The organism is Thermoflexus hugenholtzii JAD2 (assembly GCF_900187885.1).
GTDB lineage: Bacteria > Chloroflexota > Anaerolineae > Thermoflexales > Thermoflexaceae > Thermoflexus > Thermoflexus hugenholtzii.
Genome location: NZ_FYEK01000075.1, coordinates 102217 through 115515, shown reverse-complemented (window position 1 = coordinate 115515; position 13299 = coordinate 102217). Strand labels below are relative to the sequence as shown.

General features: G+C 67.8%; 10 protein-coding genes. 5 read left to right on the top strand and 5 right to left on the bottom strand.

The genetic code is table 11. The annotated features are described in order from the left end of the window. Positions 1-5: 5 nt before the first annotated feature. Entirely contained in the window at positions 6-995 is a 990-nt protein-coding gene (mvaD, locus tag CFB18_RS13905; RefSeq protein ID WP_088572399.1) for a diphosphomevalonate decarboxylase, read from the bottom strand. An 81-nt stretch (positions 996-1076) separates the two neighbouring features. After that, a complete protein-coding gene (locus tag CFB18_RS13900) occupies positions 1077-2462 on the bottom strand; it encodes a sialidase family protein (RefSeq protein ID WP_088572398.1) in 1386 nt (461 codons plus the stop codon). Positions 2463-2610: 148 nt separating this feature from the next. Here CFB18_RS13900 and CFB18_RS13895 point away from each other — a divergent pair, with 148 nt between their 5' ends. The 3 genes from CFB18_RS13895 (at position 2611) to CFB18_RS13885 (ending at position 7033) form a co-directional block, all read left to right on the top strand. Continuing rightward, complete coding sequence (locus CFB18_RS13895) at positions 2611-4128, top strand: acyl-CoA dehydrogenase family protein (protein ID WP_200808233.1); 1518 nt, start codon at positions 2611-2613, stop codon at positions 4126-4128. Positions 4129-4432: 304 nt separating this feature from the next. Continuing rightward, positions 4433-5554: a radical SAM protein gene (locus CFB18_RS13890; RefSeq protein WP_088572397.1), complete on the top strand. Its 1122-nt coding sequence runs from the start codon at positions 4433-4435 to the stop codon at positions 5552-5554. An 81-nt stretch (positions 5555-5635) separates the two neighbouring features. Next, positions 5636-7033: a vWA domain-containing protein gene (locus CFB18_RS13885; RefSeq protein WP_088572396.1), complete on the top strand. Its 1398-nt coding sequence runs from the start codon at positions 5636-5638 to the stop codon at positions 7031-7033. Between the two features lie 21 nt (positions 7034-7054). On the opposite strand, the gene CFB18_RS13880 is transcribed toward CFB18_RS13885, so the two are convergent. The 3 genes from CFB18_RS13880 to CFB18_RS13870 are packed head-to-tail and all read right to left on the bottom strand — an operon-like array spanning position 7055 to position 9348. Next, entirely contained in the window at positions 7055-7288 is a 234-nt protein-coding gene (locus CFB18_RS13880; protein ID WP_088572395.1) for an Lrp/AsnC family transcriptional regulator, read from the bottom strand. 34 nt (positions 7289-7322) lie between these two features. Beyond that, positions 7323-7985, bottom strand: coding sequence for a hypothetical protein (locus CFB18_RS13875; protein WP_088572394.1), 663 nt, complete (start codon positions 7983-7985; stop codon positions 7323-7325). A 46-nt stretch (positions 7986-8031) separates the two neighbouring features. Continuing rightward, positions 8032-9348 carry a gluconeogenesis factor YvcK family protein gene (locus tag CFB18_RS13870; protein ID WP_088572393.1) on the bottom strand — a complete coding sequence of 439 codons (1317 nt, stop codon included), beginning with the start codon at positions 9346-9348 and terminating at the stop codon, positions 8032-8034. A 342-nt stretch (positions 9349-9690) separates the two neighbouring features. Here CFB18_RS13870 and CFB18_RS13865 point away from each other — a divergent pair, with 342 nt between their 5' ends. Together CFB18_RS13865 and pbpC are read left to right on the top strand one after the other, a co-directional pair. Next, positions 9691-10791 carry a site-2 protease family protein gene (locus tag CFB18_RS13865; RefSeq protein ID WP_088572392.1) on the top strand — a complete coding sequence of 367 codons (1101 nt, stop codon included), beginning with the start codon at positions 9691-9693 and terminating at the stop codon, positions 10789-10791. Positions 10792-10819: 28 nt separating this feature from the next. Further along, positions 10820-13291: a penicillin-binding protein 1C gene (gene pbpC, locus CFB18_RS13860; protein ID WP_088572391.1), complete on the top strand. Its 2472-nt coding sequence runs from the start codon at positions 10820-10822 to the stop codon at positions 13289-13291. The last annotated feature ends 8 nt before the right edge of the window (positions 13292-13299 follow it).

Sequence of the window (13299 nt, the reverse complement as noted above, 5' to 3'; positions counted from 1 at the left end):
TCCTTTCATGGGCCTCCCTCGGGCGGCAGGATGCGGGCCCCGCCGCCGGGGCCGCTGCGCAGCACCCGAAGCACCCCGGGCACCCCCTGGGCCCGCCGGGCCACCTCCTCCACGGCCTCCGCGGGGCAGAGCAGATGGACGTTCGGTCCGGCGTCCAGGGTGAAGGCCACCGGCAGCCCCTCCTCCCGCCAGCGACGGGCTGCCTGCAGCACGATGAGGGTGGCGGGTTCCCAGTAGAACAGGGGCGGTCGGGAGGTCATCATCACCGCGTGCATCCAGATGGCATCGGTCTCGACGATCTCCGCCAGGGCCTCGAAGTCCCGCCGCAGCACGGCTTCCCGACAGCGGGACACCCGCTCCGGCGCGGTCGCCACCCGCGGTCCATGAAGGGGGCTGGTGGCCGCCCGGCGGTGCCCCTCGCTGGACCCCACCGCCTTGTGCTGCTCGCTGACCACAGCGATCACGTCCCACAGGTCCCAGTGCTCCGGTGGGGCCACGCTATAAGCATAGGAATCCTCATGGCGCTCGCCGGCCACCCACTCCACGAATCCTGGGGGCACCGAACGGCACGCCGAACCGGAGCCCAAGCGGGCGAGGGTGGACAGGTCCCGCTCGGAGAGCCGCAGATCCAGGGCGGCGGACGCCGCAGCGGCCAGGGCGGCGAAGGCCGCCGCCGAGGAGGCCAGCCCCACGCCGGGCGGGATGTCCGTGATGGACTCCACCACGGCGCGGCCCCGGAACCCGGCCATCCTTCGCACGTGATCCAGGAACGCCGAGACCCGTTCCCGAGCCGGCCCCTCCACCGGCACGCCGTTCACGAACAGGAGATCCGGCCCTTCCGCTTCCTGGAACGTCACCGTGGTGATCGTGCGCAACCCTCCCAGGTTCATAGAAAACGAGGGATTGGCCGGGAGTCGGAGGCGCTCATCCCGATTCCCCCAGTATTTCACGAAGGCGATGTTCGGGTGGGCCAGGGCGGTGGCGCGACGCGCCATCTCTTGCGTCCGTCGAGCTGAGATCCGTCGCCTCAGTCTAACATCATCCCAGCCGGGGGCTCAAACTTCCGCCGGCCGCTGCTACTCCAGGGGGATCCCGGGAAGCAGGATAGAGGAGGCAAGGGGGAGGATCCCGCATGTCACCATAATCTCTTCATCGCCGAACCGGGTATCGCTCCACGCTGCACAGATGCGATCTCCCCGGACATCCAGACCCCAGTAATCTCCGGGCGCCGGGCTGATGGGCGGCACGGCCTGGTTCAGATCGAAGGAGCGCGTGCTCACCCGGAAGGGCATGCTCCAGGTCCGCCCGCCGTCCGGAGAGTAAGCATAGAAGGCATCGAAAAGGCGGTTCCAGGGATCCCGGCGGCGGTCCAGCCAGAACAGATGCACCCATCCCCGCGCGTCCGTCCGCACGATGGGATGGGCGGCGTCCCCCGGGGCGGCGAAAGGCCGGCTCAGCGTCCAGGTGCGACCGCCGTCCTCGCTGCGGGCGAAGGCCACCTCCGTGCCCAGGGCCTCCTGAGGGGATCCCTCCGTCCAGACCACATACAGCCGGGCCGGATCCCGGGGGTCTGCTGCGGCGCTGGGCAATGTATAAAGCCGCCACCGATCGTAAGCGCGGACAGGGCTGGGGGGCTGAAGGACCGGAGCGACATTCCGCGGAGCGGAGAAGGAAGCCCCCCCATCAAAGGACGTGACCACCCGAATCCATCCGGGCGCGGTGGGCGACATCGGCTCCACGTAGAAAAGATGAACGGCCCCATCGGCCCCCACCACCGGCATGGCCCCCTGCACCCCCTCCCCCTCGGCTGCGGTCACCGGGCGGGACCATGAAAGGCCGCCGTCTTCGGAGCGGACCACCCACAGCACGTCGGCGTGCATGGGCCGCCAGGCCACATACAGGCGCCCGTAGTAGGGGCTGGCGGGATAGGCGTCGCGGGCCAGCCAGGGTTTATCATCGAGGATCGTCGATGGATCCGAGATGATCGTCACAGCGTCCCGCCAGGTGCGCCCCCCGTCATCGGACCAGGTCAGGAACAATCCGTGATGGCGGTAAGCGGGCGTCCCGGCGCCCAGGGCCAGCACGTAGAAACGCCCTTCTTCTGTAGCCAGGGCGACCGGATCGCTCTGGCGGGTGATGGTGGGGGGCAGGCCGGGGAAGGGGATCTGGATCGGCCAGGAGCGTCCTCCGTCAAAGGAAACGTAGATCCAGACCTCACGGGTGATGTCCTGGGTGCGGCGGAAGTCCTTGGCTGCCACCACCAGATTTCGGAGGTCGCGGGGGTGGATGGCCAGGCTGGGTTCCTGCTGGGCGAAGCCGCTCCGATCGGTGTTGGCCACCGTGTTGGGACCCCACAGGGGCGGCAGGAGCATCGTGGCCTCTCCCTCCGCCCGGCGCATCGCGAGAAGCAGGCCCAGAAACAGAAGGGCTCCCCCCAGCCCGGCCTTCAGCCATCGAAGCACGCGTCATCCTCCCTTCGAGGTCATCCGTCATCCCACCATTTCATCATACGACGGATCTTTTCGGATCCCGGAGGCCGAAGGGACATCCTCCGGCGCATCCCTTCGCGAAGGCTTATCATGGAGGTGGATCTTCCACAGGGGGATCGGCATGGCTGAGATGGAGCTCATGGAAGCCCTGCCTTCGCCCACGCGGTTCCTTCAGGCAATGGGGGTTCCGCTTCCCATCCGGGCTGAGCTCGAGGAGCTGGAGGCCTGGTGGGAGGCGGAGGGGAAGGATATCTCCACGATGATCGATCGCATGGGCACACCGTGGCTGCGCGCTTACGACCGCTTCGGCCACCGCATCGATGAGATCCTCTACCCGCCGGATTACCGGCGGATGCTCCTGCAGGGCTACCGGGCCGGCGCGGTCTGGCGGGCCTTCGAAGGGGAAGGGCTCGCCGCGACGTTCCTCATCGGATATGTAACGGCCTTCTATGATGCAGGCCTTTACTGCCCCTATACCGTCTCTCTGGCCACCGCCCTGGCCCTGCGCAAATACGGCGATCCCGCGCTTCAGGCGCGCTTCCTCCCACCCCTGCTCCGGCGGGACGGCGAGGTCTGGCAGGGCGCCACCTGGATGACCGAGGCCGGCGGCGGCTCGGATCTGGGGGCAACCGTGGAGACCGTCGCCCGGCCTGAAGGCGAACACTGGCGGCTGACGGGGGAGAAGTATTTCGCCAGCAACGCCGGGGCGGAGCTGGCTGTGGTCGCCGCCCGCCCGGAGGGCGCCCCCCGCACCGTCCGCGGCCTCGCCCTCTTCCTGCTCCCCCGCTATCGGGAGGATGGCACCCTCAACTATCTCATCCGGCGCCTGAAGGACAAGATCGGCACCCGCTCGGTGCCCACCGGTGAGGTGGAGCTGCGGGAGAGCGAGGCCTACCTGCTGGGCCGCCCGGAGACCGGCATCTACGAGATCCTGGAGGTCCTCAATGTCTCCCGGGTCGCCAACAGCGTCGGCAGCGTCGCCCTGATGCAGCGGACGGTCGCGGAGGCCCTGGCCTTCGCAGCCCGCCGCATCGCCTTCGGCCGCCCTGTTCTCCAGCATCCTTTGATGCGTCGTCAGTTCGCCGAGCGCATCCGGGAGCTCCAGGCCGCCTTCGCCCTGACCTGGGCCACGGTCCGCATGCTGGAGGAAGTCTGGCCGGAGCGTCCGCCCTATCCGGAGCGCTATCACCTCTTCCGCCTGCTCACCCATCTGGCCAAATACTGGACGGCGGAGCAGGCGGTGCAGACGGCGAAGTGGGCGATGGAGGTCCACGGCGGGATGGGGGTGCTGGGGGAGTATCCGGTGGAGCGCTGGCTGCGGGAGGCCATGATCTTGCCCATCTGGGAAGGCACGCCCCACCGGCAGATCCTGGACGGGCTGGAGGCGATGGCGCGGAAAGGCGCCCACCGTGCGCTCTTCGCGTGGCTCGCCCGGTGGGCCGACCCCCACGCCCTGGAGGAGATAGCCGGCCGGGTGGAGGCCCACCTCCAGCTTCCCCCGGAGGAACAGGAGGCCCGCGCCGAGCCCCTCTTCCGGGATCTGGCCCGCTTCACCGCAGAGGCCCTCGCCCGGAGCCTGCCCTCCGGGATCTCATCTGCCTCGGTTCTTGATGCGCCCTCCGGGCCCGCGGCATCATGAGATGGAGGATCTTACTCGCAGGCCTATTCGTGGGATGAGGGAACGAAGATGCTCCGGAGGCTGATCCTTCGAGAGAGCAACGCATTGCTGGTGATGGATGCGTCGCGCTTACAGCAACTCGACATTCCGCCCAACTCTTCGGTCGAGCTGTGCACCGATGGACAATCCTGGATCATCCGTCCCATACGATCCCCTTCATAAGGAACGTCGGGAGACCTTCGAGCGCGCTCTCCGGGAGGCGAATGAAGAGTGGAGCGAGATGCTTCAACGGCTGGCGGAGCGGTGAAACCGTGAGGGGAGAGGGATGGTGTGGAAACGCTCTCCCGGATTGCCACCTGCAGCGGAAGGATCCGCCGCGTGCCGGCTGTGCGGCCGGTCCGCCCCGCCGGTGGCCCGGGCCATCGGCGTCTGCGTGCGCTGCATCCGGGAGCGGCCTCAGGAAGCCGTCCCGCTGGCCCAGGCCACCCACCGTCAGGTCCGGCGGGCTTTCGGTCTGCCGGAGAACGCCCCCCAGACCCCCGGAGGGATCCGGTGTGGGTTGTGCGCGTGGGAGTGCCGCCTGGGGGAGGGCGAGCAGGGCTACTGCGGCCTGCGGATCGTCCGGAACGGACAGCTGATCCACCACGCAGGGACCCCGGAGAGGGGCCTCCTGCACTGGTATCGGGATCCCTTACCCACCAACTGCGTGGCGGACTGGGTATGTGAGGGTCATCACGCGCGCGGACATCATAACCTGGCGGTGTTTTATGGCTCGTGCACCTTCAACTGCCTGTTCTGTCAGAACTGGCACTATCGTGAGCTCCGCGCTTCAGAGCGCGCTCGGATCTCCGCCGCTGAGCTGGCGGCTGCCGCCAACGAACGCACCTTCTGCGTGTGTTTCTTCGGCGGCGATCCTTCCTCTCAGATGCCGCATGCCCTGGCCGCGGCCCGGCTGCTCGCCCGAAAAGGCGTGCGGGTCTGCTGGGAGACCAACGGCATGATGAACCCCTGGCTGCTGGATCAGGCCGTCCGCCTCTCGCTGGAGACCGGGGGCTGCATCAAGTTCGACCTGAAAGCCTTCGATGAGAACCTGCACATCGCCCTGACGGGGGCCAGCAACCGCCGCACCCTGGAGAACTTTCGGCAAGCGGCGGCGATGATCCCCCGGCGACCCCACCCGCCCCTGGTGGTGGCCAGCACCCTGCTGATCCCCGGCTATGTGGATGCCGAGGAGGTGTTCCGCATCGCCCGCTTCATCGCCTCGATCAACCCGGACATCCCCTACACCCTGCTTGCCTTTGCCCCCCACTTCTGGATGGCCGACCTTCCCTGCACCTCCTCCGCGCACGCTCGGGAGGCCCTCGAGGCCGCTCGCGCGGCGGGCCTCACCCGGATCCGGCTGGGCAATGCCTTCCTGCTGGATCTGCCCGCTTCATGGGTCATATAGTCCTGCTATCTTTTTGACGCCCTCGCCCGGTCGCGTCAGAATGAAGCCAACAGGAGCGAGGGGATTCCCAAGGAGCCCACGATGGATGAGCGGATTGTGCGGTTCATCCGGGCCCTCCGGGCGACCGGGGTGCGGGTGTCCGTGGCGGAATCGGCGGATGCCCTCCGCGCGGTCGAGCAGGTCGGGGTGATGGATCGGGAGATCTTCAAAGCCGCCCTGAGAACCGCCCTGGTGAAGGATGCCCGGTCCCTCCCCGTTTTCGAGGAGCTGTTCCCCCTGTTCTTCGGGCTGGGCGAGCCCCCGATGATGCCCGCGACGGGCGGTCTCTCCCCCCGGGATCAGCGGCTGCTGCAACAGGCGCTGCAGGCCCTGGCCCGTTCGTTTGGGCCCCAGATGGCGGAGCTGCTGCGCCGGCTGCTGGAAGGTCAGCCCTTCACGCCGGAGGAGCTCCAGGCCCTGGCCCGCTATGCCGGAAGCCGGCACATCCGGGAGTGGGCGGACCGCCAGGCCCTCGCCCGCTGGATGCAGCGAGGGGCGGGGCTGGACGAACGGCTGGAGGAAATGCTGCGGGCCCTCCTGCGGATGCTGGCGGAAGCCGGGATGGATGCGAACACGATCCGGCAGCTGGAGGAACGGATGCGGGCCAACCGGGCCGCCCTCCTCCGCCAGATCCAGCAGGCGGCGGGGATGTCTGCCCTGGAGCGCCTGGCCGAGCGCCCCCCGGAGCCCAGCGAGGCGGAGCTCCTAGAGCGCCCGTTCCACGCCCTGACCCCCACGGATCTCCACCGCATGCGCCAGATGGTCGCCCGCTTGGCCGCCCGCCTGCGCACCCGGGCCGCTCTGCGTATGAAGCGCGGGGATGGCCGCCGGCTGGACGCCAAGGCCACGCTGCGGGCGAACCTGCGCCACGCCGGCGTCCCCTTCGACCTGCGCTTCCGCCGGCGCCACCTCAAGCCCCGACTGGTGGTGCTGTGCGACCTCAGCACCTCGGTGCGGCACTGCTCCGAGTTCTTCCTCCATCTGATCTACCTGCTGCAGGATCAGATCAGCCGCACGCGCAGCTTTGTGTTCATCGATGACCTGCGTGAGATCACGCCCATTTTCGCCGAGGAGCGGCCGGAGGAGGCGGTGCGTCGGGTGCTCCGGGAGAACCCGCCGGGGTATTACAACACGGACCTGGGGACCAGCCTGGCCACCTTCTGCCGCAGCCACCTGGACGCCCTGGACCGGAAGACCACGGTGATCATCGTGGGGGACGGGCGGAACAATTACAACGATCCCCGCCTGGATTGCTTCGAGCTCATCCGTCGTCGAGCGAAACGCATCCTCTGGTTCAATCCAGAGCCCCGAGCGCTCTGGGGCACCGGCGACAGCGACATGCTCCTCTACGCCCCGCTCTGCGCGGCGGTCCACCAGGTCCAGAACCTGGCGGAGCTGACGGAAGCCATCGACCGCCTGTTCGAGCGAGGCGGCGCGTAGCGGCCGCGACGCGACCCTCCCTCAGATCCCCGTGACCAGCGAGGTCAGCGTGCGCTCCACCCCCTCGATGGTCTGGATCTTCTCGGTGATCACCCGGCCTAAGGCCTGCAGGTCGGGCGCCTCGATCAGGGCGATCACGTCGTAAGGTCCGGTGACCACCACCGCGGACTTCACCTCGGGAAGCCCGCGCAGGGCCTCCGCCACCGCGCTGGGCTTGCCCATCGCCGCCTGGATGAACACATAGGCCTGGACCATGGAAGCCCCCCTTCTCCCGAGATACCGATCCCTCTTAAAGCCCCGAGAGCCACACTTCGACCGTCCCGCCCACCGTCAGCCACGAATCCTCGATCAGCAGGACCCGGAGGGTGGCGTTCAGGTGAGCCATCGGATGCACCTGCCCGGTCCAGAGGATCGAATCCCCGATGTTCCGGTAGGGGTAACCGGGAAGGCCTTCCAGGCGCGCCCGTCCGTCCTCCTTCCCCCGATAAACGATCGAGGTCCCGGGGATCACGCCGTCCCGGGGCACGCGATAAGTGACCGGGGCGGTGAAGCGCACCGCCGCCTTCTCCGGCAGCGGTCCCATCCGCGGCTGCGCTTCCCGGATCTCAACATGGACGGTGCCGATGGCATGGAGGGCGCGTTCATCATAGGAGTAGATCCGGAGGTTGTAGCGCACCGCCAGCGCAGGATGCGGCTGGGCCTCCGCTTCCAGGGAATCCCCCGCCAGACGGATCGCCTCCTGGCCCTCGATGCGCACGCGCGCTCCCTGCGCCCCCACCCCCAGATACCGGACATCCGTCCCTGGCAACCGCTCGCCCACAGCCAGGTCAACCCGGTAAGGCCCTTCATAGATCAAGGGGCCGGGACGGGAGGGTCCCAGGAGACATGCGCTCCCGATCAGGAGCACCAGCCCCAGGACCCCGCGCGCTCCGGATCGGATGTGCCGCTCCACCCCAGGACCTCCTCGACTTGTGAGGGAAGAACCTTCAGGTCGGGCCTTAACGGCGGCTGCGCTCGAAAAGGGTCATCAGCGCCCGGGCCAGCTTCTCCGGATCATGGCGCCAGGGCATCCGCTCATCGATCACATCCATCGCCACCACCGTGTAGGGCGGGATCGGCTGCCCATCCCAGCGCACCAGCTCGCCTACCTCCTCGGGGATCTCCTCCCATGGCACGTCCACCCGGCTGTTCACCAGGACCAGATCAAAAAGCCCCACCCCCACATGCCGCTCGATGGCCCGGACGTGATCCGCCACGGTATAGCCGTCCGTCTCCCCGATTTGAGTGGCCACATTGCACACGTAGACCTTAAGGGCCCGGCTGGCCCGGATGGCGGGGACGATGCCCTCCACCAGCAGGTTGGGCAGCACGCTGGTGTAGAGGCTCCCCGGCCCCAGGACGATGAGGTCCGCCTCCAGGATGGCCCGGATGGTTTCCGGATACGCCCGCGCATGCTCCGGGATCAGCCACACCCGCTCGATGCGGCCCCGGACCTCGGGGATCGCCGACTCCCCATCCACGCGATGGATGCGGCCTTCCGCATCCCGGATCTCCGCGGCCAGGATGACGTGCTCCACAGTGCATGGCAACACCTGCCCGCGGACCGCCAGGACGCGGCTGGATTCGGCGACCGCCCGTTCGAAGCTGCCGGTGATCTCCGCCATGGCGGCGATAAAGAGATTTCCGAAGGCGTGTCCGTTGAGGCCGGTCCCCCGTCCGAACCGGTATTGAAAGAGGGCGGTCATCAGCGGCTCGGCCTCCGCGAGGGCAGCCAGGCAGTTCCGGAAGTCCCCGGGCGGCAACAGGCCCATCTCCCGACGCAGCCGGCCGGAACTGCCCCCATCGTCCGCCACGGTGACCACCGCGGTCAGTCGCGCGCTTACCCCCTTTAAACCACGGAGCAGGGTGGATTGACCCGTTCCTCCGCCGATGACCACAATGCGTGGGCCCCGCTCCCGCTGCCGGTGACGATGGAGGATCTCCGCCACATCCCGCCCCGGCTGGAGGAAAGGGGAAAGCAGCGTGCGGTTCAACCGGAGCAGGGCGAAACCGGTGGTGACCAAGCCCAGCAGCCCGAAGAGCGCCGCCCGGCCCAGCCGGGGGATGAACTGGAGCGTGATGTAATAAAAGATCGGCGGCAGAGGCTGCTCCCGGTAAATGGTCACCAGCACATAAGCCAAGGCCAGCGCCAGCTCCGTGATCCCCACCAGCAGCAGGACCAGCCACCGCTTGATCCCCATCCCCGGGGTCAGCCAGTAACGGAGGGAGCGGAGGATCCCCTCCCATCCCGGACGAGTCCATCGTCTCAGGGTCATCGTGGATCTCCCTACCTCGTTTCCGATTGCGCTCCTATGAACGAGAGCCCAGGCTTCTCATTGATCATCTCGTCGCCGCAGCCGGTGGGGCCGCGACCCTCCGTTCCTCATATCCTATCCTACCGCAAAATCGGCCATGGGGAGCAGGCGACAACGTCGCCTTTCGTTGCACGCCCGGCCCCTGTGTCTTAGACTGAAGAGAAGGGGTAGGCGTTGCGGAGCACCCCGGGAGCCGGCCAAAGGCTCCATGGGACGGTTCAAACGGGGCGGGCTCCCTCCGCCCTTCGAGATGCCAAGGAGAACCCGATCCCCCATCCTCACGCTCGATCAGGCACGGATCCGATGGAAACCGTATGGTATGAGACGGAATGGACCCCCTCTACGCTGGACCGGCTGGCGGCGGCGTTGCGGGGGCTTTTCGTGATCACGGAGACCCGGGTGCTGTATCCCCCGGATCAGGTGATCGCTTTCGAGGGTTATCTGCAGACCGATGCCGAGGCGGCTTTTGAAGTCCTACGCGATCGCTTCGAGGCACTGGGTTATACCCCGATCCTGCGTCGTCATGGGAGCACCGATCAGATCATCGCCCAGGCGGGGGTGTTCCGACCCTCTCGGGCTCGTCCCTGGATCAACCTGCTTCTCTTCCTGGCCACGGTGGCGACCACCATCTGGGCCGGGGCGCTCTACGGGAGCGAGGGTGGCCTCAACCTCTCCCAGGGGGTCACTTTCGCCGGGGCGCTCCTGCTGATCCTGGGGGTCCACGAGATGGGGCACTATATCGCCGCGCGGCTACACCGCAGCGAAGTCACCCTGCCGTATTTCATCCCTGTCCCTCCGTGGATCGGGACCCTGGGGACCTTCGGGGCGTTCATCCAGATCCGCTCGCCCATCCGCAACCGCAAGGCCCTCTTTGACATCGGGGTGGCCGGCCCTCTGGCCGGGCTGGCCGTCGCCCTCCCGATCCTGATCTACGGCCTCTACACCTCCCCGGTGGTCCCCCTGCGGGGCGTGGTATTCCTGGAGGGCAACTCCCTCCTTTACTGGGTGCTGAAGGCGTTGATCTTCGGACGTCCTCTCCCGAGCGATGGCTATGACGTGCAGCTGAACGTCCTGGCGTGGGCGGGGTGGATTGGGCTGCTGGTGACGGCCTTCAACCTGTTGCCCCTGGGCCAGCTGGACGGCGGACACATCATGTATGCGATGCTGGGCCGCGCCGCGTGGCGGATCTCGGAGATCGGCGTGTTCGCTCTTTTGCTACTGGGCCTGCGCTGGCCGGGATGGTTCCTCTGGGCCTTCATGCCGATGCTGACCGGCCTGCGCCATCCGCCGCCGCTGAACGACATCACACCCCTGAACCCGATGCGCCAGGCCATCGGCTGGCTCACCTGGATCCTGTTCCTGCTGATCTTCGTCCCCGTTCCCTTCTCGCTGGTGGAGTTTTGAAAAAGGGTGCCCCGGGAGAGGTTGCGCCATGGGCGCACATCAGGAGCGCAGGCGGCGCAGGAGGGCCCTCCTTTTCCTGGTTCTCGGGTTCGCCGGGATCGGAGGGCTGTTGCGGCTCTGGATCGGCCCGCTCCCGGATCCCGAAGGGCTCTTCGGGCGCGCCCCTGTGCCCGGGGTGCGGATCCTCGATCGCCAGGGCCGGCTCCTGTATGAGATCGCCCCACCCCATCAGGGAGGCCACACCTGGGTTCCCCTCTCCCGCATCCCCCGGGCCTGTGTGCAGGCCACGCTGGCGACGGAGGACGCCCGTTTCTATGAGCACCCCGGGGTGGATCCCATCGCCATCCTGCGCGCCCTTTGGATGAACCTGCGGGGGGAGGGCTCCCCGAGCGGGGCCAGCACCATTCCCCAGCAGATCGCCCGCGCGCTGCTCCTGGAACCGGACGAGCGAACCGCGCGCACCCTGCGGCGGAAAGTCCGGGAAGCCCTGCTGGCCCTGGAGCTCAGCCGACGCTACGGAAAGGATGAACTGCTGGAGATTTACCTGAACACGGTTTTCTACGGACACTTCGCCTACGGCCTGGAGGCTGCAGCCCGAACTTACTTCGGCAAGCACGCGGGGGAGCTGGACACCGCGGAGTGCGCATTGCTGGCCGGCCTGCCGCAAGCGCCCAGCCGGTATGATCCCCTCACCCGGCCGGAGGCCGCAGAGGAGCGCCGGCAGCAGGTGCTCCGCCTGATGGTTCGGCATGGCTTCCTCTCCCCGGAGGAGGCGGCCATCGCCGCCGCAGAGCGTTTGCGCTTCGCCAGCGTCCCTTTCCCCATCCACGCCCCCCATTTCGTGATGGCGATCCGCGAAGCGCTGGCGGCGCAGTTCGGCGAAGAGGCCATGTTCCAAGAGGGCCTGGTCGTCACCACCACCCTGGATCTGGCGTGGAACGAGGCCATCACCGGGATCCTGCGCCATCATCTCGCGGAGATCAACCGCCCCCGTCCGGATCGCCCGGGCGCGGGGGCCCGCAACGGGGCCGTTGTGGTCCTGGACCCGCAGACCGGGGAGGTCCTGGCCTGGGTGGGCAGCCCGGACTATTTCGATGCGACGATCAGCGGGGCGGTGGATGGCGTCCGAATCCCCCGTCAGCCCGGCTCCGCCCTCAAGCCCTTCACTTACGCCATGGCCTTTGATCCGCACAGCGGCCCTCTGCTTACCCCTGCTTCTCTTCTCTGGGATCTGCCGCAGACCTTCATCCCCGCCGAGGGCGAAGGCTACCAGCCGATCAATTACGACCGGCGCTACCATGGGCCGGTCTCCGCCCGGGTCGCCCTGGCCTCCTCCCTGAACGTGCCCGCCGTGGCCGTGCTGGAGCAGGTCGGGGTTCCCCGCCTCCTGGATCTTCTGGATCGTCTGGGGGTTCAGCTCCCCGGCCCTCCCACCCGCTATGGGCTCTCCCTGACCCTGGGAGGCGGGGAGGTTCGACTGCTGGATCTTACAGCGGCGTATGCGGCGCTGGCCAGCGGCGGACGCCGGGTGACGCCCATCCTGATCCGCGAGATCCGGGATCGCCATGGGCGGTGGCGCGCTCGCGCGGAGCCGACCCCAGGCCCCCAGGTTCTGGATCCACGGGTTGCTTTCCTGATCACAGATATCCTGAAAGACCCGGATGCGCGGACGTTGGGGTTCGGGGCCTGGAGCCCCCTGCGGCTGGACCGGCCGGCCGCCGTGAAGACAGGAACCAGCAGCGACTGGCGGGACAACTGGACCATCGGCTACACCCCGGACTGGGTGGTGGGTGTCTGGATCGGGAACGTGGATCAGACGCCCTTGCGGGAGGTTTCGGGGGTGACAGGCGCCGCTCCCATCTGGCATGCCGTGATGGAGCTCCTCCATCGCGGCCGGCCGGCTCGGGATTTCCCCGTCCCGGAGGGGGTGCGCCGGATGACCGTTTGCGCCCTTTCCGGCAAGCTTCCGACACCGGATTGCCCCCAGACCCGGGAGGAATGGTTCATCGAGGGCACCGAGCCGAAGGAGGCCGATGATCTATATCGCCGATGGCGGATCGATCGTCGGACCGGAGGCCTGGCGGGCCCGGACACGCCTCCCGAGGCGGTGGAGGAGCGGGTGATGATCATGTGGCCGCCACGGGCCTGGAAATGGGCTCAGGAGAACGGGTTTCCTCTGCCTCCTCGGGTGGAGCAGGAAGGAGGGAAGGGGGCAGGCGGCTTGCGCTGGGTCTCCCCGCCCGCGGGGGCGATCTATCGACAGGCTCCCTCCTTACCTCCGGAGGCTCAGCGCCTGCTGGTGGAGCTCTACTGGACCGGAGAGAGGATCCCCCGATCCGTGCGAGTGGAGATCGACGGGCAACCGTGGATGGAGTGGACGAGCCCGCCCTATCGGGCTTGGTGGCTCCTCATCCCTGGAACCCACATCTTTCAAGCGACAGCTGAGCTGGAGGAAGGGGAGGTCATCCCGGCGCCCTCTCTGCGGATCGAAGTCCGCTAAGCCAGAGG

Coding starts and splice junctions, on each gene's coding strand:
- mvaD (WP_088572399.1), bottom strand. CDS start 995: ATGGCGCGTCGCGCCACCGCCCTGGCCCACCCGAACATCGCCTTCGTG.
- CFB18_RS13895 (WP_200808233.1), top strand. CDS start 2,611: ATGGCTGAGATGGAGCTCATGGAAGCCCTGCCTTCGCCCACGCGGTTC.
- CFB18_RS13890 (WP_088572397.1), top strand. CDS start 4,433: ATGGTGTGGAAACGCTCTCCCGGATTGCCACCTGCAGCGGAAGGATCC.
- CFB18_RS13885 (WP_088572396.1), top strand. CDS start 5,636: ATGGATGAGCGGATTGTGCGGTTCATCCGGGCCCTCCGGGCGACCGGG.
- CFB18_RS13880 (WP_088572395.1), bottom strand. CDS start 7,288: ATGGTCCAGGCCTATGTGTTCATCCAGGCGGCGATGGGCAAGCCCAGC.
- CFB18_RS13870 (WP_088572393.1), bottom strand. CDS start 9,348: ATGACCCTGAGACGATGGACTCGTCCGGGATGGGAGGGGATCCTCCGC.
- CFB18_RS13865 (WP_088572392.1), top strand. CDS start 9,691: ATGGAAACCGTATGGTATGAGACGGAATGGACCCCCTCTACGCTGGAC.
- pbpC (WP_088572391.1), top strand. CDS start 10,820: ATGGGCGCACATCAGGAGCGCAGGCGGCGCAGGAGGGCCCTCCTTTTC.